Annotated in this window: 23 protein-coding genes; 6 read left to right on the forward strand and 17 right to left on the reverse strand. The window is 69.8% G+C overall.

All coding sequences use genetic code 11. The features are described 5' to 3' along the window. The 5 genes from ACT3SQ_RS15185 to ACT3SQ_RS15205 form a co-directional block, all read right to left on the reverse strand. The coding region (locus ACT3SQ_RS15185; RefSeq protein ID WP_444601310.1) for an amidohydrolase family protein at window positions 1–473 on the reverse strand (473 nt) is incomplete at its 3' end. Then, window positions 460–1,446, reverse strand: coding sequence for an aldo/keto reductase (locus ACT3SQ_RS15190; protein ID WP_444601311.1), 987 nt, complete (start codon window positions 1,444–1,446; stop codon window positions 460–462). The genes ACT3SQ_RS15190 and ACT3SQ_RS15185, both read right to left, overlap by 14 nt. Next, the gene (locus tag ACT3SQ_RS15195) at window positions 1,443–1,781 is read right to left on the reverse strand and encodes an L-rhamnose mutarotase (RefSeq protein WP_444601312.1); all 339 of its coding nucleotides are present in this window, start codon (window positions 1,779–1,781) and stop codon (window positions 1,443–1,445) included. Before ACT3SQ_RS15195 ends, ACT3SQ_RS15190 begins: the two co-directional genes overlap by 4 nt. 62 nt (window positions 1,782–1,843) lie before the next feature. After that, a complete protein-coding gene (locus ACT3SQ_RS15200; RefSeq protein ID WP_444601313.1) occupies window positions 1,844–3,178 on the reverse strand; it encodes an enolase C-terminal domain-like protein in 1,335 nt (444 codons plus the stop codon). Further along, complete coding sequence (locus tag ACT3SQ_RS15205; RefSeq protein ID WP_444601314.1) at window positions 3,175–4,065, reverse strand: fumarylacetoacetate hydrolase family protein; 891 nt, start codon at window positions 4,063–4,065, stop codon at window positions 3,175–3,177. Before ACT3SQ_RS15205 ends, ACT3SQ_RS15200 begins: the two co-directional genes overlap by 4 nt. 331 nt (window positions 4,066–4,396) lie before the next feature. Between ACT3SQ_RS15205 and ACT3SQ_RS15210 the strand changes: the two genes are divergently transcribed. After that, a complete protein-coding gene (locus ACT3SQ_RS15210; protein WP_444601339.1) occupies window positions 4,397–5,125 on the forward strand; it encodes an SDR family NAD(P)-dependent oxidoreductase in 729 nt (242 codons plus the stop codon). 10 nt (window positions 5,126–5,135) lie between these two features. Here the strand turns inward: ACT3SQ_RS15210 and ACT3SQ_RS15215 are convergent, their stop codons facing one another. The 7 genes from ACT3SQ_RS15215 to ACT3SQ_RS15245 form a co-directional block, all read right to left on the reverse strand. Beyond that, complete coding sequence (locus ACT3SQ_RS15215; protein WP_444601315.1) at window positions 5,136–5,417, reverse strand: hypothetical protein; 282 nt, start codon at window positions 5,415–5,417, stop codon at window positions 5,136–5,138. A gap of 34 nt (window positions 5,418–5,451) precedes the next feature. Then, window positions 5,452–5,754, reverse strand: a complete 303-nt coding sequence (locus ACT3SQ_RS15220) for a glycine zipper 2TM domain-containing protein (RefSeq protein WP_444601316.1) — start codon at window positions 5,752–5,754, stop codon at window positions 5,452–5,454. 80 nt (window positions 5,755–5,834) lie between these two features. After that, window positions 5,835–6,098: a hypothetical protein gene (locus ACT3SQ_RS15225; protein ID WP_444601317.1), complete on the reverse strand. Its 264-nt coding sequence runs from the start codon at window positions 6,096–6,098 to the stop codon at window positions 5,835–5,837. A gap of 88 nt (window positions 6,099–6,186) precedes the next feature. Continuing rightward, a complete protein-coding gene (locus tag ACT3SQ_RS15230) occupies window positions 6,187–7,086 on the reverse strand; it encodes an NAD(P)-dependent oxidoreductase (RefSeq protein ID WP_444601318.1) in 900 nt (299 codons plus the stop codon). Window positions 7,087–7,120: 34 nt separating this feature from the next. Beyond that, window positions 7,121–8,476 (reverse strand): four-carbon acid sugar kinase family protein, encoded by a 1,356-nt coding sequence (locus ACT3SQ_RS15235; protein ID WP_444601319.1) that lies wholly within the window; start codon window positions 8,474–8,476, stop codon window positions 7,121–7,123. Window positions 8,477–8,566: 90 nt separating this feature from the next. Then, a complete protein-coding gene (locus tag ACT3SQ_RS15240; protein ID WP_444601320.1) occupies window positions 8,567–9,967 on the reverse strand; it encodes a GntP family permease in 1,401 nt (466 codons plus the stop codon). 157 nt (window positions 9,968–10,124) lie between these two features. Continuing rightward, complete coding sequence (locus ACT3SQ_RS15245) at window positions 10,125–11,096, reverse strand: 3-hydroxyacyl-CoA dehydrogenase family protein (RefSeq protein WP_444601321.1); 972 nt, start codon at window positions 11,094–11,096, stop codon at window positions 10,125–10,127. Between the two features lie 350 nt (window positions 11,097–11,446). Between ACT3SQ_RS15245 and ACT3SQ_RS15250 the strand changes: the two genes are divergently transcribed. Beyond that, complete coding sequence (locus ACT3SQ_RS15250; protein WP_444601322.1) at window positions 11,447–12,706, forward strand: MFS transporter; 1,260 nt, start codon at window positions 11,447–11,449, stop codon at window positions 12,704–12,706. Between the two features lie 178 nt (window positions 12,707–12,884). On the opposite strand, the gene ACT3SQ_RS15255 is transcribed toward ACT3SQ_RS15250, so the two are convergent. Continuing rightward, on the reverse strand, window positions 12,885–13,703 hold the full coding sequence (locus tag ACT3SQ_RS15255; protein WP_441445140.1) for an SDR family NAD(P)-dependent oxidoreductase: 819 nt from the start codon (window positions 13,701–13,703) through the stop codon (window positions 12,885–12,887). 52 nt (window positions 13,704–13,755) lie between these two features. Further along, complete coding sequence (locus tag ACT3SQ_RS15260) at window positions 13,756–14,700, reverse strand: sugar phosphate isomerase/epimerase family protein (protein ID WP_441445141.1); 945 nt, start codon at window positions 14,698–14,700, stop codon at window positions 13,756–13,758. 314 nt (window positions 14,701–15,014) lie between these two features. On the opposite strand from ACT3SQ_RS15260, the gene ACT3SQ_RS15265 reads away from it, so the two are divergent. From ACT3SQ_RS15265 to ACT3SQ_RS15275, 3 genes are all read left to right on the forward strand, one after another. Then, the gene (locus ACT3SQ_RS15265; protein WP_444601323.1) at window positions 15,015–16,730 is read left to right on the forward strand and encodes a dihydroxyacetone kinase family protein; all 1,716 of its coding nucleotides are present in this window, start codon (window positions 15,015–15,017) and stop codon (window positions 16,728–16,730) included. Between the two features lie 114 nt (window positions 16,731–16,844). After that, entirely contained in the window at window positions 16,845–17,306 is a 462-nt protein-coding gene (locus ACT3SQ_RS15270) for a ribose-5-phosphate isomerase (protein ID WP_444601324.1), read from the forward strand. Window positions 17,307–17,528: 222 nt separating this feature from the next. Beyond that, complete coding sequence (locus ACT3SQ_RS15275) at window positions 17,529–18,290, forward strand: triose-phosphate isomerase (protein ID WP_444601325.1); 762 nt, start codon at window positions 17,529–17,531, stop codon at window positions 18,288–18,290. Between the two features lie 52 nt (window positions 18,291–18,342). Here ACT3SQ_RS15275 and ACT3SQ_RS15280 read toward each other — a convergent pair whose 3' ends face one another. Then, window positions 18,343–20,058 (reverse strand): amidase, encoded by a 1,716-nt coding sequence (locus ACT3SQ_RS15280; RefSeq protein ID WP_444601326.1) that lies wholly within the window; start codon window positions 20,056–20,058, stop codon window positions 18,343–18,345. 674 nt (window positions 20,059–20,732) lie between these two features. Between ACT3SQ_RS15280 and ACT3SQ_RS15285 the strand changes: the two genes are divergently transcribed. Then, window positions 20,733–21,506 carry a hypothetical protein gene (locus ACT3SQ_RS15285; protein ID WP_444502023.1) on the forward strand — a complete coding sequence of 258 codons (774 nt, stop codon included), beginning with the start codon at window positions 20,733–20,735 and terminating at the stop codon, window positions 21,504–21,506. Window positions 21,507–21,568: 62 nt separating this feature from the next. Here the strand turns inward: ACT3SQ_RS15285 and ACT3SQ_RS15290 are convergent, their stop codons facing one another. Next, entirely contained in the window at window positions 21,569–22,270 is a 702-nt protein-coding gene (locus ACT3SQ_RS15290; RefSeq protein ID WP_444601327.1) for a GntR family transcriptional regulator, read from the reverse strand. Between the two features lie 171 nt (window positions 22,271–22,441). After that, window positions 22,442–23,611 carry an acyl-CoA dehydrogenase family protein gene (locus tag ACT3SQ_RS15295; RefSeq protein ID WP_444601340.1) on the reverse strand — a complete coding sequence of 390 codons (1,170 nt, stop codon included), beginning with the start codon at window positions 23,609–23,611 and terminating at the stop codon, window positions 22,442–22,444. Between the last annotated feature and the right edge of the window lie 59 nt (window positions 23,612–23,670).

The following is a 23,670-nucleotide window of genomic DNA, read 5'->3' on the forward strand; positions in this document are numbered from 1 at the left end:
TCGAAGGCGTCGGGGACATCGAGCGGGAGGCCGGCCGCGGCCAGCAGCTCGAGCGACTGCGCGACCTCGGGAAGGTCCAGGAAGCCCGGGTCGGGGTCGTCGTGGACCAGATGCCGCACCCCTACGAGGTGATCGGTGCGTTGCGGATCGGCGAGCGCTTCGCGCACCGCGGCAGGATCCCGCAGCGGCAGCCAGCCCACGACGTCTGCGCGAGCGATGCCCTCCCCGGTCTGCGCCGCATGCGCCTCGATCGCGCGGGCGGTGCGCTGGAGGTGAGCGGTGTCCTCGGCGGTGTCGTCGGCCTGGACCAGTACCACCCGGCTGACACCGAGCTCGCGCAGCCCGGGGCGCACCTCGTCGATCTCGACGGTGCGGCGCAGCTCGGGGGCGGCGCCGGCGAGCCAGCCGTAGGGGCTCTCGGCGATGTCCCACAGGTGCAGGTGGGTGTCGGTGACCGGCTCAATGGGGGACATCGGCGGTCCCTCCGGTGGCAGCACCGGGATCGGTCCGTTCGACGTCCCCCCAGGCCACGGCCGGGATCTCGGTGCTCATCCGCTCGGCGTTCGAGCGCACCTGGGCGGCGGTGCGCATCCCCAGCACCACCGAGCGCACGGCCGGGTGGCGCAGCGGGTACTGTACGGCGAGGTCCGGGAGGGTCACGCCGTGCTGCTCGGCGATACCGGCGAGCTCACGGGCGCGGGCGAGCAGCGCGGCGGGTGCCTGGGCGTACTCGTAGGTGGCGTTCTCGGGGACCTGATGCTGGGCGAGCAGGCCGGAGTTGAACACGGAGACCGCCACGATCCCCACGTCGTGCTGCACGCACGCGGCGAGCAGCTCCTCGGCCCCGGCCTGCTCGAGCAGGGTGTAGCGGCCCGAGAGCATTACCAGGTCGATCAACCCGGTGCGGACGGCGCGCAGCAGCACCGCCACGTCCTTGGAGCCGACGCCGACGGCGCGGACCAGCCCCTCCTCGCGCATCCTCGCCAGCGCTGGCAGGCCCTCGGTGAAAGCCTGCTCCGTCGGCCCCTCCTCCGGGTCGTGCGCGAAGAGGATGTCCACCCGGTGCAGCCCGAGCCGCTGAAGGGATTCCGCGTGGGAGCGCCGCACCCCGGCCTCGGAGAAGTCCCACTGCCGCACGTAGTCATCGGGCACGGCGAAGGCGCTGGCCATGTCGTCGCCGGTGCCGGGCCCCGGCAGCAGCAGGCGCCCCACCTTGGTGGAGACCAGGTACTCCTCGCGCGGGTAGCCGGCCAGTCGCTGCCCGAGGCGTCGTTCGCTGGTGCCGATCCCGTAGTGGGGTGCGGTGTCGAAGTACCGGATGCCGGCGTCCCAGGCGGCGGCGACCGCGCCGTCGGCCTCCTCGTCGGAGGTGGTCCGGTAGAGGTTGCCGAGCTGGGCGGCACCGAAGCCGAGGCGCGGCAGCTCGAGCTGCGAGGCGGGGCTCATGCGCTCCCCGCCCCGGGGACCCGCTGCGGCAGGGACCAGACGGGACGGATCCCGGAGTCCTCGCCGCCGTAGTCGTCGGCCACCTCGAGGAACTGGTTGATGTGCTCCTGCCAGCGGAGGTTCACCGGGTCCTCGGCGAGCTGCTTACGCATGGCGCGGTAGTCCTCGACCTCGACCAGGTGGAAGATGTCGCGGCCGTCGCGCCAGATCTGCCAGGTGTGCACTCCCGCCGCGCGCAGGGCAGCATCGAGCTCGTCGGAGATGCGGGCGTGCTCGCGGTCGTAGTCCGCTTCATGCCCTTCGGCGATGCGGGTGTGCAGGGCGATCTGCTCCATGGGGGTGGGGCCTCTCAATACGCGATGGTCGGGGCGGGGGCTGGAGCGGGGCTGGGCTGAGGTCAGCGCAGGGCAGGGGCGGGAGCTGTGGCAGGCACGGCCTGCTCCCCCGCCCAGACGGGACCGTCCGGGAAGACGTGCTCGGCGATCGACGCCGCATGCATGCGGGCACCATTGCCGGGCTGCTCGGGCGGCATGTACGAGCCGTTCTCGATCTGCATCGGCACCTCGAAGTGCTCGTGGAGGTGGTCCACGAATTCGATGCGTCGGCGGTCATCGTCCCCCGCGATAGCGACCGCGTCCAGGAACGCCAGGTGCTGGACCATCTCGCACAGTCCCACTCCCCCGGCGTGGGGGCAGACGGGAACCCCGAACTTGGCCGCGAGCAGCAGGATCGCGACGTTCTCGTTGACGCCGGCGACGCGGGTGGCGTCGGCCTGCAGCACATCGATGGCGCGCGCCTGCAGCAGCTGCTTGAACAGCACCCGGCTCGAGCCCTGTTCACCGGTCGCGATCCGCACCGGGTGGACGGCCTCGCGGATCGCGGCGTGGGCGAGGATGTCGTCGGGATTGGTGGGTTCCTCGATCCAGTACGGGTCGTGAGGGGCCAGGGCTTGGATCGCCTCGATCGCCTCGGCGGTGCCCCAGCGCTGGTTCGCGTCCACCGCGATCGGGTAGCCGGGACCCATCACCTCGCGGGCGATGCGCATCCGGCGCTCGTCATCGGCGGCGTCGGCCCCGACCTTGAGCTTGACCATCGCGAAGCCCGCCTCGCGGGCCTCGCCCAGCAGACGGGTGAGCTTCTCGTCGCTGTAGCCGAGCCAGCCGGGGGTGGTGGTGTAGGCGGGCACGCCGCGTTCGCGCAGCGCGGTGATCCGCTGCTCCTTGCCCTCGGCGCCACGGCGCAGGATCTCCAGCGCCTCCTCGCGGGTGAGCGCATCCTCGAGGTACCGCAGGTCCACCAGGTCCAGCAGCTCCTCAGGGCTGAGCGAGGCGAGGGTGAGCCACAGGGGCCGACCTTCACGTCGGGCGCGCAGGTCCCACAGAGCATTGACCACGGCGCCGATCGCCATCGTCATCACGCCCTTCTCGGGGCCCAGCCAGCGCAACTGCGAGTCATGGGTGAGCTCGCGGTAGATCCCGCCGAGATCGGCGAGGACTTCCTCGACGTCCCGGCCCACCAGGTGCGGGGCCAGCACGGAGATCGCGGCGCTCTGCACGTCGTTGCCGCGGCCGATGGTGAACACCAGCGCCGTGCCCTCATCGGGCGCGTCGGTGCGCAGGGTGAGGTAGGCGGCGGAGTAGTCCGGGTCCGGGTTCATCGCGTCCGAGCCGTCGAGGCTGCGGCTGGTGGGGAAGCGGACGTCCCGGACATCGAGCGCGGTGAAAGTGCTCATCGGGTCTCTCCCTGCGGGGTGGCGCTGGCCGGGGTGGTGCGGGCGGGGACGAAGCGGGTGCGCTGCGCGCCGAGCCCGTCGATGCCCACCTCGGCCACGTCTCCGGCCTGCAGGTACGGGAAGCGCCCGGAGAGGGCGACACCCTGCGGGGTGCCGGTGTTGATGAGGTCCCCGGGCGAGAGCACCATGTACTGCGAGAGGTGCTGGATGATCTGGGTGACCGAGAAGATCATGTCCGCGGTGGTGGAGTCCTGGCGCCCTTCGCCGTTCACGGCGGACCACAACCGCAGCGCCTGCGGGTCGATGCCGCGCGCCGGGACCAGGGCCGGGCCCAGCGGGTTGAAGCCGCGGGAGTTCTTGCCCTTGGACCACTGGCCCCCGGACTCGGCGAGCTGGAAGTCCCGCTCGGAGAGGTCGTGGCTGGTGACGTAGCCGGCGATGACCTCGAGCGCGGCCTGCTCATCGGGCAGGTAGGCGGCTTCGGCGCCGATGACCACGCCCAGCTCGACCTCCCAATCGACCTTCTGCGCACCCGGCGGGATCTCTACATCGTCATGGGGGCCGACGACGGTGTTGGGGTGCTTGTGGAACAGGATCGGCACGGTGGGCGGCTCGGCGCCGGACTCCGCGGCGTGCGCGGCGTAGTTCTGGCCGATGCACAGCACCGCCGGCGGCCGTGCGATCGGAGTCCCGATCCGCTCGTCCTCGGCACGCTCCCAGACCGGCAGCTCCCCAGCGGCGAGCGCCTGCCGCACGCGGTCGATGCCGCCCGCTGCGAGGAAGTCACCGTCGATGTCCCCGGTCAGCGACGCGAGCCGATAGGTCACCCCCTCGGAGACGACAGCCGGCTTCTCCTGGCCCACCGGGCCGAGACGTCGCAGTTCCACGGACACTCCATTCGAGATCGGGCACGGACCGGATCGACGCCGACGAGAGCCCGGACCTCGACGACCACGCCTATCATCCTATGTCTGTCGGGGCGGAATCAACCCACTCCCTTCAAGCGGACCGTAAAAGGCAGGCAGAGCGTGCCCCTGGACGCGGATCGGCCCCGCAGAGTTAGGATGACTTCGCAGCGTTGCCATCCCGCCCTCCTGAGGAGCCCCCGTGTCCCATACCCCCGCCCCGCCGTACGAGACCGCCCCGGACTCATCGCAGGGGGAGCCCTCGCGAGGGCCACTCCCGCCCGGCGGGCTCTCGGGCGGGGAGTTCTCGGACCTGCGCGCCCTCGTCACCGGCGGCGCCTCCGGGATCGGCGCCGCCACCGCGACGGCGCTGATGGCCCGTGGTGCGCAGGTGGCCGTGCTCGACCTCCACCCCGAGGGCGCCCCCGACGGCACCCTCGCCCTGCACTGCGATGTCGCGGACACTGCGAGCGTCGAGGACGCGGTGAGCAGCGCGGCCGCACAGCTCGGGGGCCTCGACATCGTGATCAACAACGCCGGGATCGGCGCCCAGGGCGATGTCGCCGCGAACGACGATGCCGAATGGGCGCGGGTGCTGGACGTCAACGTCACCTCGGTGGCGCGCGTGGTCCGCGCAGCGCTGCCGCATCTGCGCAGCTCAGAGCACGCCGCGATCGTGAACACCGCCTCGATCGCCTCCGCCGTCGGCCTGCCGCAGCGGGTGCTCTACTCCGCCACGAAGGGCGCCGTGCAGTCGATGACCCTCGCGATGGCCGCTGACCTGGTGGGGGAGGGGATCCGGGTCAACGCCGTGCTCCCCGGCACTGCGGACACGCCCTGGGTGGGGCGCCTGCTGGATGCGGCCGACGACCCAATCGCCGAGCGGGCCGCCCTCGAGGCCCGGCAGCCGCACGGGCGCCTGGTCTCGCCCGACGAGGTCGCCGAGGCGCACTGCTACCTCGCCTCTCCGCGCAACCGCTCCACCGTGGGTGTGCTGCTGTCGATCGACGGCGGCGTGACCGGGGTGCGCACGCGCAGCTGACCGTGATCGGTCACTGCTCGTCGGGCTCCTCCGACGCACGGCGTGCGATCTCCCTTTCCTTTGCATCCGCCCGACGCTTCCCGACCACCGCGCCGATCGCGATGCCGAGGCCGATGCCGATCGGCACCCCGAACACGACGTTCTCGAAGAAGAGCAGACCGATGAGCGCACCGAAGGCGAGGCCCAGACTCATGCCCACAGCGACCCCCTGGCCTACGACCCTGCTGCGCATCGCCTTCAGGGTCTCCGGGGTGTGAGTCCCGGGGGTTTCGTCATCGCGGTCGTGTGTCATCTCGCCCTCCTGCGTGCATCGGAACTCCATGGCATCAGAGATCGGTGGGCGTGTCACTCCCCTGCGAGCGGCGTTCGAGCTCTCGGTCCTTCGCATCCGCGCGGCGCGATCCGATCGCAGCGCCGAGCGCCACACCTACGCCGATCCCGATCGCGCTTCCGTAGGGGAAGTCCCCAGGCAGGACCGACCCGATGAGCGTGCCGACGGCAGCGCCGACCAGCGTGCACAGGATGATCCAGATGGCGAGAGTTCCGCCCCTGGTCACCGGCGTCGGCGGTGTGTTCTCCGTGTTCTCTGCCGCGGGCTCGCGGACCGGATCTACGTCGTTCTTCACCATGGCGTGCCTCCTTGCTCGTCGGTCCACCATGCCATCAAGGGCCAACGCGCAGGTGGAACCACCGGATGGAGGACCCAGGGTCAACTTTCGTCGGGCCCTCCCTCGCGGCCCTGCCGCCCAGCCCTCCAGGAGCCGACGACCACACCGATGATGAGGCCGAGCCCCATGCCGAGGCTCATGCTGATGCCGGGGCTGTCGAACAGGATCAGGCCGACGAGCATGCCCACGGCGGCACCGATGAACATGCCGAGCACGAGAGTCTGGCCCACGACGTTGTCCCTCGATGAGCTCTGCGGCGGCTCTTCTGACTGCCCGTCGTCGTCCCGCGCCTCGGCATCATCCACGGTGAGCTCTCCTCAGTCGTCGTGCCGTCATGACATCACGGACGGTGCGGCTCGTGAAGCGACGTGCGGAAACAGACGGGCGACGCGGTCAGTCCGTCCGGCCGCGCAGCACCTCGTACACGATCGAGTCGTCGCGCCTATCCCAGCCGAGCTCGCTGCCGCGCTGGTAGATCCCCTGGGCCGACGTCGCGAGCGGGACGTCCTGGCCGACCTCCTGTGCCGCCTCGGCGACCAGGCCCATGTCCTTGACGAAGATGGTCAGCGCGGAACGGACGTCGTCGAAGGCTCCGTCGACCATGCGCTGGCCGCGGTCGGCGAACATGAAGGACGCCGCGGCGCCGGTGCCGAGGACCTCGTGGACCTGCTCCAGGTCCAGGCCCATGGAGTCCGCGAGCGCGAGCGCCTCCCCCGCCGCAGCGATGTGCACGCCGCACAGCAGCTGGTTGACGATCTTGAAGCGCTGGCCGTCGCCGGGTTTCGTTCCCACCACGGGGGCGTTCGAGGCGAGGGCGTCCAGCAGGGGGCGCACTGCTGCGACATCCGCGTCGGCGCCGCCGACCATCACCAGCAGGTCGCCGGTCGCGGCGCGGGCGGCGCCGCCGGAGACGGGGGCATCGACCACGTGGGAGGAGATGCCCTCGAGCGTCGTGAGGGTCTGCTCGATCGCGGCGGGACCGACGGTCGACATGATCAGCAGCGTCGTGGCGTCGGTGAGGACCGCCGCGATGCCGCCCTCGCCGACGAGCACGGAGTCCAGCTGTGCGGGGGTCGCGACCATGACGACCACGACGTCGGCGCCCTGTGCGGCCTCGCGGGCGGAGGTGGCGGGGGTGGCGACGTCGGCCACGGCCTCGCGGGCGGCGGGGTTCAGGTCGAAGGCGGTGACGGGGAAGCCGGCCGCGGCGGCGGTGCGGGCCATCGGGGTGCCGATGGCGCCGAGCCCGATCCAGGCGACGGAAGCGGCGGAAGAGGTGTTCGTGGTGCTCATGTCGTGCTCCTCGGGATGCGGGGTGGGCGGGCGATCAGCGGGCCGCGACGGCGGCGGTGAGGGTGTCGACCACGTCCGCAAGGGCCTGCGCCCCGCCGACGTTGCCGGGGAAGACGACGTAGGGCATGCCGAGGACCTCCTCGGGGGCCTCCTCCGCGGCGAAGAGGGAGACCTGGCCGGCCCAGAACTGGCCCTCGACCCGGGCGCGGCGGATCCCGAGGCCGCTGGCGGCGACCTCGTGGGAGGTGATGCCGCCCTTGGCGACGACCCAGGCGGGGCGGGCGATGCGCACCCGCTGGACGATCTCGACCACGGCGTCTGAGACGCTGCGGGCGATGGCCAGGGATTCGGCGGGGTCGTCGGTGCGCACCAGGTCACGACTGGTGTAGAGGACGCAGTCACTGTCGTTCAAGCTCTCGCGGACTCTGCTCACGAGGTCGGTGAGGTGCTGCTCGCGCCGTTCGTCCAGGACCGAGGGCACATCGATCTCGACCTCGGTGAGGGTGCCGCGCTCCTGCACGGCCCGCAGCTGCGTGGTGGTCAGGCCCACGTGCGAGCCGACGACGACCAGGCCATGGTCCAGCCGGTCCGCAGGGATGGTGATGGCGCCGGCGTCGACCACCCGGGCACCGGACTGGCCGGTCAGCGGACGCACGAAGGACGGCGCGCAGCGGGTGACGTAGGTGCGGCCCTCGGCCTCGAGCGCGGCCATCGCCTCGGCGACGACCTCCATGTCGGAGTACTCGGTGGCGTTGACGACCACCCAGGCCCGCCCGCGCGCGGCGCCGAGGATCTCGCGCACCCGAGCGGGGCCGCCTGTGCGGATGTCCTCGAGCGAGATGCTGAGCACGGCCTCCGCGTCGATCGCGCCGCCGGAGCGTTCGGCGAGGAACTCGCGCAGGTTCGAATGGGTGAAGCCGAAGGTCGCATCGCGTGCGAAATCGGTCCGGGCCACCTCGACCGCCTGCCCGTCGACCCTCGCGTAGTGGACGTCGCCCTCTGTGAAGCGGCCGGCCTCGATCATCGCCGCGCACAGCACGAACGCATCGACCTCGACCCCGTGGGCGGCGAGCTCGTCGGCGATCGCGACGGGTTCGGCGATCACGTGTCCGCGCAGGGTCGAATCCGAGCGGGAGACCACGTGCAGGCCGCTCGCGGGGATCCCGCCGTCGAGCACTCCCCCGACGATCCGGCGGTTCATCTCCGTCGCCGCCGCCTCGTCGAGCGCCCGGGTGTTGGTCAGCACGAAGCAGGCGCTGCCCGGCCTCGAGAGGACCTCGACCGGGATCGCGGGGTCGTCGTCGAAGGCGACGTCGATCCCGGCCACGCACTGCGAGCCGGTGGGGTCATCGTCGAGGATCAGCAGGCGGCGGGCGGCGGGGACGGTCACGAGGGCCTTCTTCCGGAGGGCAGAGGGGGACGGAGGCAGGTGAGGGCCGGTGCGCATCTGCGCACCGGCCCTCACTCTGTCAGACACGAGCTAGGCGAAGATGACGAACACCACCGCCGACAGCGCGAAGCCGACGAGCGAGATGGTGGTGCCCACGACGGACCAGGTCTTGAAGGTGGTCACGGTGTCGAAGCCGCAGAACTTGCCGATCAGCCAGAAGCCGGAGTCGTTCACGTGCGACCAGCCGATGGAGGCGGCACCGATCGCGATGACCATGGCGGACACGGCGATCGCGCTGAAGTCACCGCCCATGATGGCCGGGGCAATGATCGCAGCACCGGTGGTGGCGGCGACGGTGGCCGAGCCCTGCGCGACGCGCATGGCCATGGTCACCAGGTAGGCGGAGACGATGAGCGGGAGGCCCAAGGCGTCGAGGCCGTCCGCGACCTCGTTGCCGATGCCGGTCTCGGTGAGGACGCGGCCGAAGGCGCCGCCCGCACCGGTGATCAGGATGATCGAGCAGACGGGGGCGAGGGCGTCGTCCACCAGTTCCTCGAGCAGCCCGCCGACCTTCTGACCGCGGCGGCGCCGCGGGACCACGTACAGCAGCACCATCGCGGCCAGGGCCGACAGCGCCAGCGCGACCGGGGTCGCGCCGAGCAGCTGGGAGAACTGGAAGAAGATGTTGTCCGCGGTGACGGTCCCCTGCTTCTCCAGGGTGGACATGCCGGTGTTGAAGAAGATCAGCACCAGCGGCATCAGCAGCACCAGGATGATCGAACCGAAGGCGGGACGTTCTTCCACAGGGATGTCTCGCGGCTCGCCGAGCAGGGCCGGCACCGGGGTGTTCGGGTAGCGCTTGGCGATCGCCCGCGCGACCAGGTAGCCACCGAAGTACCAGGTGGGCAGGCCGATCAGCAGGCCGACGACGATGACAAGGCCGACGTCGGCGCCCATCACGATGGCGGCGGCGGTGGGGCCCGGGTGCGGGGGCAGCAGGGCGTGCATCATCATGAACGACGCGATCGAGGGCAGCACGTAGAGCATGAACGAGCCGCCGAGGCGACGGGCCACGGTGTAGATGACCGGCAGCATCACGATGAAGCCGGCGTCCAGGAAGATCGGGAACGCGTAGAACAGCGAGGCGACGGAGAGTGCCAGCGGCGCCCGTGCCTCCCCGAAGGTGTCGAGCATCTTGTCGGCGAGCACCTGGGCACCGCCGGTGATCTCGATGAGTCTTCCCAGCACGGCGCCGAAGCCGACCAGCAGGGCGACTGTTCCGACGGTTGTGCTGAATCCGGCGATGACGACGCTGATGACGTCGCCGACCCCGATGCCGGCGGCGAGACCGGTGCCGACCGCGACGATCAGCAGGGAGAAGAAGGCGTGCAGGCGCGCCTTGATGATGAGGACGAGCAGTATGACGATCGCGACGACCGCGATCGTCAGGAGCAGCCAGACCGGCCGATCCGCGAGGACGAGCTCTTCCACGAGAGGAGTCTCCTGAGGGTGTGGGGCAGGTCGACCTGCGGCTCCGACGTCGAAACGCTCGGGACTCGGCGGCTGCCGGGCCCCGAGCGTTCAGCTCAGGTCCCGGGCAGCGGTGCCCGGTCGACGGGCTGTGCCCGTGGGGTGATGGGGGTGGGGGTCAGTCGTTCTTCGGGGTGGGCTTGGGGGCCGGGCCGAGCTCCGCGAGGAGCTGGGACATCTTGGCGTAGGCCTTGTTGCGGTAGGCGACCAGCTCCGCGGCGGTGTCCTCGTCGTAGTCGCCGAGCAGACCCTTGCCGTTCTTAACGCCCTTGCGATCCGCCGCGACGGAATCGGTGAGGAGCGAGGGGGTGGCCAGACGGTCACCGAAGGCGTTCTCGAAGGTCACGAAGCAGTTCGCGTAGACATCGAGTCCCGCCTGGTCGGCGATCGCGAAGGGCCCGAAGAAGCCCAGGCGGAAGCCGAAGGTGGTGCGCACGATGGTGTCGACGTCCTCGGCGGTGGCGACGCCCTCCTCGACGACGGAGGTGGCTTCCTTCAGCAGCGCGTACTGCAGGCGGTTCAGGACCATGCCGGGGGTGTCCGCGACCTGGGCGCCCTGGTTGCCGGACTTCTCGAGGAGGACCTTGACGGCCTCGACGGTCTCGGGGGTGGTGGCCTGCCCGGCGACGAGCTCGACGCCCGGGATGAAGGGCGCGGGGTTGGAGAAGTGGACGGTGAGGAACCGCTCGGGGTTCTTCACCGCGCTCTCGAGCTCCTTGACCGGGATGGTCGAGGTGTTCGTGCCGATGATCGCGTCGGGGCGGGCGTGCTCGGAGATCTTCCCGAGCACCTCGCGCTTGACGTCGATCTGCTCGAACACGGCTTCCTCGATGAAGTCGACATCTGCCACGGCTTCTTCGATGGTCTTGCCGGCGGAGATGTTCTTCGCGACGAGATCGGCGGGGCCGGGGGCGTAGAGGCCCTGCTCCTCGAAGTCGCGCGCTTCCTTCTGGAGGCGCTCGAGGGACTTGTTGGCGACCTCGACGTCGACATCGGCGATCGTCACATCGAAACCGGCCATGGCGAGGACCTGGGCGATGCCGCCGCCCATGTAGCCGGCGCCGACGATGGTCACGGTGGAAATGGTCATCTGGGGGACTCCTTCGTCAGTGAGGGGCGCCGCTGCGAAGGTCGACGCCATTGCCATCACGCCGGACGCGGCGCATGAAGCCGCGGGGAACCGACGCTGTGGAACTCATTCATCATGATCCTATTGGATATTTGCGAGAAGGGGAACCCCTCGCGATCCATCCGCTTCGCGGGCCCCCTCCGGCTCCCGCATCGCGTGCCACGACCAGGAGACCGCTGGCGAAGGCGGGGAGATGAGCACTCTGGACCGTTTTGACGTTCCCGTTCCGCGCGTAGATCCTATAGGTATATAGGCGTTCGTCGGCTACGCGCGCACATCCCCCACCTCCCCGGAACGGTGCAGACATCTCCATGAGCTCAGCACGTTCCTCCCACCGCCTGACCCATGCCCACCTGGTGTGGGCGGTCGGCGTCTTCGCCTACCTCTGCGCCGTGTCCGCGCGCGCGTCCTTCGGGGTGGCCAGCGTCGAGGCCTCGGAACGCTTCGGCGTCGACGGCGCGATGCTGAGCCTCTTCGGCGTCGTGCAGCTGGGCACCTACGCCGCCGCGCAGATCCCCGCCGGCCTGCTCCTGGACCGTCTCGGGCCGCGCCGCATGCTGGTCCTGGGCGCCGTGATCATGGCGGCCGGGCAGGTGCTGCTCGCTGTTTCCACCGATCTCCCCGCCGCCCTCGTGGCCCGCCTGCTGACCGGCGTGGGCGATGCCGCCACGCTCATCAGCGTGGTACGGCTGATCGCCACCTGGTTCCCCACCCGGCAGGTGCCGGTGTTCACCCAGCTCACCACGATGATCGGCCAGTTCGGTCAGGCCGTCGCCGCAGTGCCCTTCCTGGCACTGCTGCTGGGCGTCGGCTGGGCCGCCGCCTGGGCCTCGCTGGCATTCCTGCTGCTGCTGAGCGTGCTGCTGGTGATCGCGTTCGTGCGGGACTCACCGCCCGAGGAGCCGGGCACCTCCCCCGCCCCCGTGGCCCGCGCCGGACAGGTGCTGAAGGACGTGTTCACCTCGCGTCCCGCCTGGTCCGGGTTCTTCCTGCACTGGATGACCCTGATGACGGTGAACTCGTTCCTGTTCATGTGGGGCGTGCCGTACATGACCGCACTGGGCATCAGCGCCGCCGAGGTGGGTGCGCTGCTGACGCTCAACGTGGTGATCATGGTGGCGCTGGGCCCGCTGATCGGGGTGTTCACCGGGCACTTCCCCCACCACCGGGCACTTCTGGGCTGGATCGCTGGCGCGATCCTCACCCTGACCTGGTCTCTCACGCTGCTGGTACCGGCCCAGCTCTCGGCGTGGCAGCTGCTGCCGCTGATCACGGCGATGGCGATCGGCTCGGCCACCTGCTCCGTCGGCTTCGACCTGGCTCGCACCGGGGTGCCGCATCGTGCGATCGGCACCGCGACCGGCATGGTCAACATCGGCGGCTTCTCCGCCTCGCTGCTGGCCGTGCTGCTGATCGGGATCGTGCTGGATCTGCGCACCGGAGAGGGTGCGGCGGGCCTGACCGACTACCGGGTGGCCATGGCCTCGCAGCTGGTGCTCATGATCGCGGCCGGGATCGGGCTGTGGGCCACCACCAGGGACCGGCTCAGCCCGCCTGCACCGCCCCGCTGAACAAGCGGCGGGCACCGGCTGCGAGATTGACAGCACGGCCCGGATCGTCGGCACTGGCCGGTGACGTACTGGAAAGCCGCGACGGCCCGAGCTGATCAGCTCGGGCCGCCGGGGTGCTCGGCCGGGCCCGGAGCTCACCTGCACCCCGGGCCCGGATCCGATCCGTGCAGGTGCCGGATCAGTGCATGTGCTTGCCGCCGTCGACGTTGATCGAGGTGCCGCTGACGAAGGAGGAGTCCTCTCCGACCAGGAAGCTGATCAGACCGGCGACCTCCTCGGGCTGGCCCACGCGCTGCAGCGGGATGTTGGCCGACATCGAGTCCTTGCGGTCCTCGGTGAGGGTTCCGCCCATGATGTCGGTGTCGATCGGGCCGGGCAGGATCACGTTGGCGGTGATGCCATGGACGCCCAGCTCGCGGGCGGCGCCACGGGTCAGGCCCTGCACGGCGGCCTTCGCGGCGGCATAGCCGGTCTTGGAGAAGGTGCCTCCGCCGTCGAGGGCGGTGATCGAGGAGGTGTTGACGATGCGCCCACCCACACCGCCGTCGATCATGCGCCGGGCCGCGGCCTGCATCATCAGCAGGGTGCCCTTGCCGTTGACGTTCATGACCCGGTCCCAGATCTCCGAGGTGATCTCGAGGATCGAATGGGGGCTGGGGATCCCGGCGAGGTTGACCAGCGCCACCAGCTGCGGCAGCTCCGCGTCGATCCGTGCGAAGGCGGCGTCGACCGAGGCCTGATCGCTGATGTCCACGCCGACCCCGATCACCTTCAGGCCGGAGTCGGTGGGGATCTCGGCGCTCAGCTCGGTGGCGAACTCCTCGACGGCCGCGCCGTCGATGTCCGCAGCGGCCACGTTCCAGCCCTCGGCGACGAGCTTGCGTACGACGCGCCGGCCGATGCCGCGGGGGGCACCGGCACCGGTCACCACCGCAGTGCGCTGGGCGGGGAACGGCTGGATCGTCCGGGTCTGGATGATTCCGGTTTCTTCGGTCATGAGGTGTTCTCCTTCGAACGGTGGGCTGCGGATCCGCGAACCTGCGGAGGGCTCAGGCGCTGGCGCCCGCAGGGGCGTCGGCGAGAGCGGAGGTCAGCACCTGGCGGATGTAGTGCACGTTCTCGGCGATCACACCGAGGGAATCGGAGCCGTAGTGCTCGCAGCAGAAGGGCCCGGTGTAGCCGAGCTCGAGGGCACGACGGATCACCTTGCGGTAGTTGATGTACCCGTACTTCAGGGGCATCGGGGCGCTCGAGTAGGCACCGGTTGCGGTGTCGAGGTCGCGGGTGTAGTTCTTGATGTGCCAGAAGTTCGAGTGGGGCAGGACCTTCTCGAACATGTCTTCCCAGGGCTCGACCTCGCGGTGCAGACGCACCAGGTTGCCGAGGTCCGGGTTCAGGCCGACGGAGGCGTGGTCGACGTCCTTGACGAAGGAGACCGCCTCGTCGGGAGTGCCGACGTAGGTGTCCTCGTACATCTCGAGGCTGAGCTGGATTCCCTGCGCCGCAGCGGCATCGCCGAGGTGGCGGACCCGCTCGATCGCCAGGTCACGCAGCGCCGGGTCGTCGACGTGGCCATCCTCCAGCCAGAACCAGATGGCCTTGGCCTGCTTCTCTGTGATGGCCTGCATGAACCCGGTGTTCACGACGGTCACGCCGAAGCTTGGGGCCAGCTCGATGAAGCGCAGGGCATCGGCGAGGTTCTGCTCGCCGTTGTTCACATCGACCACGGAGTTGCGGGTCATCGAGATCGAGGAGAGGGACATGCCCTCGCCGTCGAGCACGCGACGGAACTCCTCGACGCGCTCATCGCTCAGCTTGGCGAGCGGGAGCCAGGCATCGGTCGGGTCGATCATGTCGACGCCGAGCTCCTTGACCTGGCGCAGCTGGGAGGCCCAGACGTTCGAGGAGGCCTCCAGGAGAGGAGTGCCGTCCGAGGTCTTGTTGCCGAACCCGAGCATGTTGGCCCCGATCGGCCAGTTCTCTGCGGTGAACATCGTTGTCCCTTCGTTGACGAGGAATGATCTCGGCGATCCTATAGGATCGATGGCCCTATGGGAAGGAGCGGTGCGAAATTTTGTGTCGACCAAGATTTCGCGGCCTTCCGAGGCGAAGATGCCGGCCCGAATGCTGGCCCCAGCTCGCGGATTCTTCCCCGATCGAGGCGGAACGGCACGAGGAGCGGTCGCCTCTGTCCAGCCACGCAAGATTCCTATAGGATCGAAGGGATCCCGGGCCTCACGCCCGCCCCGGCCCGCTCACGACAACCCGCCGTCGGCCCTCCGCCCGGCGCCTCTCGGAGGAAAACACGATGACGTACCTCTTCAACGATCCCGCAGCCTTCGCGACCGATGCGGTCGCAGGCCTCGCCGCAGCCCACCCCGATCACGTCGCGGTAGTGCACGGCGGCGTGGTGCGGGCGACCGAGACCCCGAAGGGGCAGCCGGCGCTCGTGATCGGCGGTGGCTCCGGCCACTACCCCGCCTTCGCCGGCTGGGTGGGCCCGGGCATGGGCCACGGCGCCCCCTGCGGCAACGTCTTCGCCTCGCCCTCGACCTCGCAGGTCTACTCCGTGGCACGCAATGCCGAGAACGGCGGCGGCGTGATCCTGGGCTTCGGCAACTACGCCGGGGACGTGCTGCACTTCGGCGGAGCGGCGGAGAAGCTGCGCGCCGAAGGCATCGACGTGCGGATCGTCAAGGTCAGCGACGACATCGTCTCCAACACTCCCGAGAACCATCGCGACCGCCGCGGCATCGCCGGTGACCTGCCGGTCTTCAAGATCGCGGGCGCCGCGATCGAGGCTGGCGCCGATCTCGACGAGGCCGAGCGCATCGCCGTGAAGGCGAACGACGCGACCCGCTCCTTCGGCGTCGCCTTCGACGGCCCCACCCTCCCCGGTGCGGAGGACGCACTGTTCCACGTCGAGGACGGCCAGATGGGCGTGGGCCTGGGCATCCACGGCGAGCCCGGCGTGCGCGACGAGCCGATCGGCACGGCCGACGAGATCGCGACCCTGCTGGTCGAAGGTGTCCTGGCCGAGCAGCCGGAGCGCGTCGAGGGCGGCTACCAGGGCCGGGCCGCGGTGCTCGTGAACGGTCTGGGCACCGTGAAGTACGAGGAGCTGTTCATCGTCTACGCGAAGGTCGCGGAGCTGCTCGAGGCCGCCGGCATCACCCCGGTGCGGCCCGAGGTGGGCGAGCTGATCACCAGCCTCGACATGGCCGGAGTGTCCCTGACCCTGGTTTTCCTCGACGAGGAGCTCGAGCAGCACTGGCTCGCCCCCGTGGACACTCCTGCTTTCCACCGTGGCGCGATGCCGCAGGTGGACCGCCCCCGCCGCACCGAGTTCTGGCAGGCCGGGGCCGATGAGACGCCCGCCTCGAGCGAGGAGTCGCGCGAGGTCGCGCAGCAGATCGCCGGTGTGCTGGACCTCTTCGAGTCCGTCTGCGTGCGGGAAGAGGCAGAGCTGGGCCGGATTGACGCGATCGCCGGCGATGGCGACCACGGCCAGGGCATGGCTTACGGCACCAAGGGTGCTGCGGCCGCCGCGAAGGCTGCGCTCGAGGCCGGCGCCGGGGCTCGCACCCTGCTGGTCCGGGCGGGCGACGCCTGGTCGGAATCCGCCGGGGGCACCTCCGGAGCGCTCTGGGGAGCGGCTCTGATCGCCGCTGCCAGCATCTTCGACGATCAGGCGGGCAGCGAGCCGCGGAACATCGTGGACGCGATCGACGCCGGGATCGATGCCATCCAGCGCCTGGGCGGGGCGCAGGTGGGCGACAAGACCATGGTCGACGCCGCTGCCCCGTTCCGGACCACGATGGCCGAGACCTTCACCGGCGACAACGCCGCCAAGGCGATCCTCGCCGGCGCCTCCGTGGCCCGCGAGGCCGCGGATGCCACGGCGGACATCACCGCCGCCCTGGGCCGCTCGCGCGTGCTCGGCGAGAAGTCGATCGGCACGCCCGACCCCGGTGCGATCTCCTTCTCCATCCTGATGAAGGAGCTCGGTCAGCACCTGTCCTGACCTCCCCGGCCTCGGGCAATCACCCGACCCCACGGCTGCCACGGCTGCCACGGTCACCGAACAACCACCACGACCCCTACGACCCCTACGACCCCTACGACCAAGGAGATTCCCATGGCACTGAAGATCATCGTCGGCGGCGACAACGCCGGCTACGGATACAAGGAAGAGTTCAAGGCCCTGCTCGAGGCCGATGACCGCGTCGAGTCGGTCTTCGACGTGGGCGTGGGCAGCGCGGATGACGGCACCTTCTACCCGAACGTCGCGGTCGCCGCGGCGGAGAAGGTCGCCGCGGGCGAGGCGGACCGGGCGCTGCTGGTCTGCGGCACCGGCCTGGGCGTCGCGATCGCCGCGAACAAGGTCCCCGGCATCCGCGCCGTCACCGCGCACGACCTCTACTCCGTGCAGCGCTCCGTGCTCTCGAACAACGCGCAGGTGCTCTGCATGGGTCAGCGCGTGATCGGCCTGGAGCTCGCGAAGGAGCTGATCAAGGTGTGGCTGGACCTCGAGTTCGACCCCACCGCCGCGAAGGTCGACGCGATCTGCGCCTACGACGGCTCGCTCGAGCAGGCCTGACCCCGACGGGGCCGCGCAGGCCCTGCCACCCTGTCCCGGCGGACCGCGTCCCGGCCGGACCCCGCGGGATTGTCAGTTTCTGAGCCACTTCCAGGGCGGAATCGGTTCAGAAACTGACAATCCCGCACGCCGCCGTGTCACCGTGTCACCGGGCGGGAGACCGTCGGCAGGCGGCAGCCACGAAAGCAGTTGCGGGTGTACCCGCGTCGACGAAGGAGAGACATGAGCACCCTGTGGGTCGGCACCAGCTGGAAGATGACCAAGACCCTCGCCGAGGGCAGTGCCTGGGCAACCGGCCTGCGTGACCACCTGGCTGGGACCGCACCGGCCGGGGTGCAGCCCTTCGTGATCCCGTCCTTCACGGCGACGACCACCGTGGCCGAGATCCTCGGCGAGGACTCCCCTGTCCTGCTGGGCGTGCAGAACGCCCACTGGGAGGACTCGGGCGCATGGACCGGCGAGGTCTCGGTACCGCAGGCCAAAGACGCGGGCGCGCAGATCGTCGAGATCGGCCACTCCGAGCGGCGTGAGCACTTCGGCGAGACCGTGGAGACCACGCGTCTCAAGGTCGCCGCCGCACTTCACCACGGGCTGACCCCGCTGCTGTGCATCGGGGAGAGCGCCGAGGTGAAGGACGCCGGCGGCTCGAGCGAGTTCATCCTCGACCAGGCCCGCGGCGCCCTCGACGGGCTCAGCGAAGAGGAGCTCTCCCGCGTGGTGATCGCCTACGAACCGATCTGGGCGATCGGCGAGAAGGGCCGCCCAGCCACCGTGGAAGAGCTCATCGCCCCCTTCGCAGCCCTCGGCGCCGAGTACTCCGGCAAGGTCACCGGGCTGCTGTACGGCGGCTCGGTCAACCTCGACAACGCCGCCGGCCTCCTACGCATCGAGCACGTGACCGGCCTGTTCGTGGGTCGCACCGCCTGGAAGCTCCAGGGCTATCTCGAACTGCTGAGGATCGCAGAGGCGCACGCCGCAGGCTGAGGCTGACCCTCATCGCCCACGGCGCCGACGGGTGGGGCGCAGCGGCGCGGCCTCATGCGTACTGCGGGGGATGGCGCAGGTGGAACCCGGTCTCCTCCTGGAAGGCTTCGACCGCGCTCAGGAGGAGGGATTCCTGGTGGTGCGGGCCGACCAGCTGGGCACCCATCGGGGTGCCTCGCTGCGTGAAGCCCGTCGGGAACGTCAGGGAGGGGTGGCCCGAGTAGTTGTAGGGGCACGTCAGGCGCATCACCTGCGTGTTCCACACCTCGTAGCTCTCACGCATCGTCGCGATCTCGGCGTTCGTCGGCGAGGGGACCCCGATCGTCGGCATCAGCAGCACGTCGACCTGTGCAAGAGCGCGGTCGGTCTCGGCGGTGAACTGCTGCGCGGCGGCGAGGGCGCGCTGCTGGTCCTGGGCAGTGGCCTTCCTCCCCTGTTCGAGGACGAACGCGATCTCCGGTCCGTAGAGGTGCTCGCTCCCCTCCGGGTACAGCTCCGCCAGGTCCTGGAGCGCTTCGCGCCCGACGAACCCGACCCACTCGGAGGCGAGCTGACCGCCATCAGGCGTGGTGACCTCCTCCACCGTTGCTCCGAGCTCGGCGAAGCGCGTGGCGGTGCTCTCGACCATCTCCCGAATCTCGTCGCTGACGGTGTTCAGCAGGCCCCGATCGATGCCGATCCGGAGGCTCCCTCGACCGGGCACGGGCGACAAGGCACCGAGCATCGCAGTGCTTTCCTCGAGGACACTCTCGGACGCTTCGTGCTGCGCCATCGCGTCGAAGACGATCCTGCAGTCGCGTGCCGACCGGGCGAAGGGGCCCAGGGAGTCGAGCGTCCTCGACAGCGGAATCGTGCCGTCCGTGGGGATCAGTCCTCGCGTGGGCTTCAGACCCGTGAGTCCGGCGGCCGTCGCGGGCCCCCTGATAGAGCCTCCCGTGTCGGAGCCGAGGGCGGCGAAGCACAGGCCCGCTGCGGTGGCCGCGGCGGATCCGCTCGAGGAGGTCCCCACCCACGTGCTCTCCTCCCAGGGGTTCACCGGGGTGGGCAGGCCCGGGCCATGGTCGGTGAGGGCTGCTTCCGACATCCGGAGGGTGCCGACGATGATGGCGCCCGCCTCACGCAGACGGCGGACCACCTCCGCATCCCGGTGGAAGTGGTGGTCGGCCAAGTGGGCCGACCCGAACGCTGCAGGTGCCTCGACCGTTCCGTACAGGTCCTTCACGGCGATCGGTATCCCGTGCAGCGGTCCGCGCCACCCGCCTGCCGTGATCTCTCGGTCGGCCTCTTCTGCAGCAGCGGTGGCGCTCTCGGTGTTGACCGTCGCGAAGCTGTCCAGGCGAGGGTCCACCTGCGAGATCCTCGCAAGCGTCTCTTCCACCAGCGTTGCGGTACTGAGCTCGCTCGAGCGTATTTTTCGAGCGGTCACGCCAATTGACGAATAATGCATGCCCTTTCCTTTCCTTTGGATTTTCTGCGCGACGGGTGCAACGCGCACAAGTCGAGCAGTTTTGTCGGGTTTTGGGCGCGATCGATCGCAGCCCTGGCACAAGAGGGGCGACGCACCGCTCTGGGAGAGCTGCGTTTTCGGCTTCAGGGATTGAGGTGCAGCGGGGGTGTCGGACTGTACATATCGCGGCGATTCGCAACAATTCCGTGCGAAACGCATTTCGAAGGAAGATATCTGGTAGTTCAGAAAGTCGTGGTGCGCCTCCGCCCCGCCCGAGCGGGTGCGAAGCGGTGGGCGAGGACGGCCACTGGGGCGCGTCATCTTGCGAGGTGAGAGGGCTTCTCAACACGCACCATGCCGTGCTATCACCCGATCATCTCCGCCGGGCGTACCCTCCGCCCGTCAACGAGTCGCCATCGTTGGCGGCGTCGCATCGTTCGAGAAATCACCCCAATGTGTTTCTTGGCTGTCGTGTCATGCCCGGTTGCGCGCGACGTCTTCGTGCGCTCAGGAAATTGTTGCCCTGGCCGCTGGAGGGGTTCCCTCGCACAGGGGTCGAGTTCAATTATTCGAACAGAAGCACCGGATAGGCGCTCACCTCACTGCGAACCATTTTCTGGCAGTCGCGAAACAAGTGGATCTCGGTGCGCTCCGCCCTTATGGGGCGTGGACCTGATCACTAAAAATAGGATCCTATAGAATCTTGGAAGTGTCAAGCGTCACCGGGTTCTGCCGTCGCCTCCCCGTGATCCCGCCTGAATCCAGTGCCGAGCAACGATGCCCCGAGAGCGCACGGTCACCCAGCTCGGGGGATATCCCCCAGTCCTCTCCCGGCGGCCCGCGCTAGCCTGGTGAGTGCCATGAATGCTCACAACCGCCTGCCACGAGATCACCCGGCCCGACGGGCCGGCACTCCTTCTCGGCCTGGCGGCGGTGCGTCCCGGAACATGGGCAACGCCTGGAACGGTCCCGCCGGCCGGCGACCTGGAGCAGGGATGGGCCAGGGTCCGCTCGAGGGCAAGATCCACTCCCCATACTCGAAGGCGGTCTCGGTGCCGCGCCGTCGAGGTCGCTGGCTCACCGTCGGTGTCCCCTCGGTGCTCGGCGGAGGGCTGGGGATCGGCAGCTTCCTCCTGCTCGGCGTCAGCAGCCTGATCGGCGGCGCGGGGCTGCTCGCACCCCTGATCGCCGGGCTCGGCGTCGCGGTCGTGGTCGGAGGCGGCACGGGCCTGCTGCTCCGCAACCGCGCACCGCAGACCGTTCGCCTGGATCGCGCCTCGGTCGGGCAGATCCCGGCGGCCACCCGTGCGACGCTCGAGAAGATCGTGAAGGACTCACGCGCCCAGCGCCGGCGCCTCCACCGCCTGCGACGCAGCGCGCCCAGCCCCGCGGTCCGCTCTATCCTCCAGCGCACGGAGACGCTGCTGCTGCGGATCGACGCTCTGCTGGGCTCGGCCTCGCTGCAGTCACGGCGCGCTTCGGACGGCGACGTGATGCTGCTGGAGGGAATGGCTGACCGCTACATCCCCGAGCTCGTGGACGCCCTGGAGAACACCGTCGGCTTCCTCTCCCCCACCACCACCGAGGGGGCGCGGGACCAGGCGGTCGCGAATCTGGAGAGCATCGACGAGCAGCTCAAGGTGCTCGGGGAGGGCATCGACCGAGTCGAGAACACACTGGTAACGGGCGTGACCCGCTCCCTGGATGTCCACTCCGAGTTCCTCCGGGCCCGCTTCGGCAACGACGACGACCCGTTCACCGACCGCTGAACCGGAAGAGGTCGCTGAACCGGGCGGCGTGGCCCGGCCGATGAGCCAGGCGGCTGGCCCGGCTACTCGGTCCCGTTCCTCGATCGCTCCTCGACACCGGTGAGCGATCGAGCGAGCACCCCGTCGAGGTGGGCGGTGAGCGCCAGCAGTGCACCGTCGTGGTTGTGCTGACGGACCTTCTCGAGGATCAGCCCGTGCTCGTGAAGAGCGACATGGCCGTCGAAGGTCTCGGGGCCTCCGGACCAGGTCTGCCGCATCCGGTGGGTGTAGGTGCTGAGGTTCTCCACCATCGTGCGCAGGTAGCGGTTCTGGGCGTGAGCGAAGAAGACCTGATGGAACGCCCAGTCGGCACGGAAATGCTCATTGAGCAGCGCATAGTCCTCGGAACCCGCATCGTCGATGCGGGAGAGCACCTCCGTGTGGTGGCGGTGAGCCTCATCGAGATCGACGAGCAACGCGTCCTGATCGTGGAAGGCGCGGCCGAGCGCGGCGGACTCGACGACCTTGCGCGCATCCAGCAGCTCGGTCATGTGCACGGCATCCAGCGGCGGTGCGACGACATAGCCGCGCAGCGCCACGTATTCGACCAGGCCGGAGCGCTCGAGGGACACCATCGCCTCGCGGACCGGGGTCGGGGAGACCTCCAGGTCGCGGGCCAGCCCATCGATGCTGAGCCGAGCCCCCGGGGGCCACTGCGCCTCGAGCAGTCGCTGGAGGATCAGCTCCTCGACCTCGGCGCGCAGGACCTTTCGTCGCACGGCCATCTCGGTACTTCCTCTCCCCGTCGGGGGCTCAGGACCCCTGCGGTCCCAGCATCAGCACCCTATAGGAAAGCGGTGCCGCTCTCCGGTCTGTCCTCGGGTTTGCGCATCGGCGCCCGGGGGCGGATCTGTGCTCGCGAGCGCGTCTTCAAGCTTGCGCTCGACGCCACCACCTCACCCCACGAGCGCCTTGGAGAACCCGAGGTGCTTGGCGATGATCGCGAGCTGCACCTCGGTGGAGCCCTCGCCGACCTCGAGCACGCGGGAGTCGCGGTAGTGGCGGGCCACGACGTTCTCGTTGAGGAACCCGTTGCCGCCCCAGATCTGACAGGCATCGCGGGCGTTGGCGACCGCGGCTTCGCTGCTCACGAGCTTCGCGAGAGAAGCCTCCTTGCTGAAGGGCATCCCGGCATCGAGGCGGCGGGCGGCCTCATGCATGAGGGCGCGGGCACCGGAGACCCGGGCCTGCATACGGGCGATCGTGAAGGCGATGTGCTGGTTGTCGCCGAGCGGCCGGTCGAAGACCACGCGCCGCTTGGCGTACTCCACCGCCTGCTCGAGGCAGCCCTGGGCGGCGCCGACGCACAGCGCCGCGAGCGCGACCCGTCCCTGGTCGAGGATCGCCAGGAAGTTCGAGAAGCCGCGGCCCCGCTCCCCGAGCAGGTTCTCTTCGGGCACGCGCACGTCCTCGAGCAGCAGCGGGTGGGTGTCGGAGGTGTGCCAGCCGACCTTGTCGTAGCCCGGCAGCACCGTGAACCCCTGGGTGCCGGTGGGGACGATGATGCTGGTCAGCTCCGGGGTGGTGCGTCCGTCGGCGCGCTGGCGCTGCCCGGTCACGGCGGTGACGGTGACCAGTGAGGTGATGGGGGTGCCGGAGTTGGTGATGAACTGCTTGGTCCCGTCGATCACCCACTGACCGCCCTCGAGCCGTGCGGAGGTGCGGGTGGCGCCGGCGTCGGAGCCGGCCTCCGCCTCGGTGAGCCCGAAGGCCGCGAGCTCCTGGCCGCGGGCCAGCGCCGGCAGGTAGCGCTCTTTCTGCGCGGTGGTACCGAAGGTGAGGATCGGCATCGCGCCGAGCCCCAGCCCCGCCTCGAGGGTCACCGCGATCGACTGATCCACCCGGGCCAGCTGCTCCACGGCCACGCAGAGGGACATGTAGTCCTTGCCCTGCCCGCCGTACTCGCGCGGGATCGGCAGGCCGAACAGCCCGAGCTCTCCCATCTGGGCGATGATCCCCATCGGCAGCTCCCGCTTGGTGTCGTACTCATAGCTGGCCGGAGCGACGACCTCGTCGGCGAAGTCGCGCACCTGCGCGGCCAGCCATTGGTGCTCCTCGCTCAGCATGTCGGTGCCGGGCGGGGGTGTGGGGGTGGTGCTCACAGGGGTCTCCTTCTGCGGGGCGG

It is taken from the genome of Brachybacterium sp. AOP42-C2-15, from assembly GCF_052377065.1.
Lineage (GTDB): Bacteria > Actinomycetota > Actinomycetes > Actinomycetales > Dermabacteraceae > Brachybacterium.

What these genes read in the sequence shown, in the direction of transcription:
- ACT3SQ_RS15245 (WP_444601321.1), bottom strand. Translation starts at nt 11,096, where the DNA reads ATGACCATTTCCACCGTGACCATCGTCGGCGCCGGCTACATGGGCGGC.
- ACT3SQ_RS15255 (WP_441445140.1), bottom strand. Translation starts at nt 13,703, where the DNA reads ATGACCGAAGAAACCGGAATCATCCAGACCCGGACGATCCAGCCGTTC.
- ACT3SQ_RS15260 (WP_441445141.1), bottom strand. Translation starts at nt 14,700, where the DNA reads ATGTTCACCGCAGAGAACTGGCCGATCGGGGCCAACATGCTCGGGTTC.
- ACT3SQ_RS15265 (WP_444601323.1), top strand. Translation starts at nt 15,015, where the DNA reads ATGACGTACCTCTTCAACGATCCCGCAGCCTTCGCGACCGATGCGGTC.
- ACT3SQ_RS15285 (WP_444502023.1), top strand. Translation starts at nt 20,733, where the DNA reads ATGGGCCAGGGTCCGCTCGAGGGCAAGATCCACTCCCCATACTCGAAG.
- ACT3SQ_RS15280 (WP_444601326.1), bottom strand. Translation starts at nt 20,058, where the DNA reads ATGACGCGCCCCAGTGGCCGTCCTCGCCCACCGCTTCGCACCCGCTCG.
- ACT3SQ_RS15295 (WP_444601340.1), bottom strand. Translation starts at nt 23,611, where the DNA reads ATGCTGAGCGAGGAGCACCAATGGCTGGCCGCGCAGGTGCGCGACTTC.
- ACT3SQ_RS15270 (WP_444601324.1), top strand. Translation starts at nt 16,845, where the DNA reads ATGGCACTGAAGATCATCGTCGGCGGCGACAACGCCGGCTACGGATAC.
- ACT3SQ_RS15195 (WP_444601312.1), bottom strand. Translation starts at nt 1,781, where the DNA reads ATGGAGCAGATCGCCCTGCACACCCGCATCGCCGAAGGGCATGAAGCG.
- ACT3SQ_RS15190 (WP_444601311.1), bottom strand. Translation starts at nt 1,446, where the DNA reads ATGAGCCCCGCCTCGCAGCTCGAGCTGCCGCGCCTCGGCTTCGGTGCC.
- ACT3SQ_RS15215 (WP_444601315.1), bottom strand. Translation starts at nt 5,417, where the DNA reads ATGACACACGACCGCGATGACGAAACCCCCGGGACTCACACCCCGGAG.
- ACT3SQ_RS15275 (WP_444601325.1), top strand. Translation starts at nt 17,529, where the DNA reads ATGAGCACCCTGTGGGTCGGCACCAGCTGGAAGATGACCAAGACCCTC.
- ACT3SQ_RS15290 (WP_444601327.1), bottom strand. Translation starts at nt 22,270, where the DNA reads ATGGCCGTGCGACGAAAGGTCCTGCGCGCCGAGGTCGAGGAGCTGATC.
- ACT3SQ_RS15250 (WP_444601322.1), top strand. Translation starts at nt 11,447, where the DNA reads ATGAGCTCAGCACGTTCCTCCCACCGCCTGACCCATGCCCACCTGGTG.
- ACT3SQ_RS15230 (WP_444601318.1), bottom strand. Translation starts at nt 7,086, where the DNA reads ATGAGCACCACGAACACCTCTTCCGCCGCTTCCGTCGCCTGGATCGGG.
- ACT3SQ_RS15200 (WP_444601313.1), bottom strand. Translation starts at nt 3,178, where the DNA reads ATGAGCACTTTCACCGCGCTCGATGTCCGGGACGTCCGCTTCCCCACC.
- ACT3SQ_RS15220 (WP_444601316.1), bottom strand. Translation starts at nt 5,754, where the DNA reads ATGGTGAAGAACGACGTAGATCCGGTCCGCGAGCCCGCGGCAGAGAAC.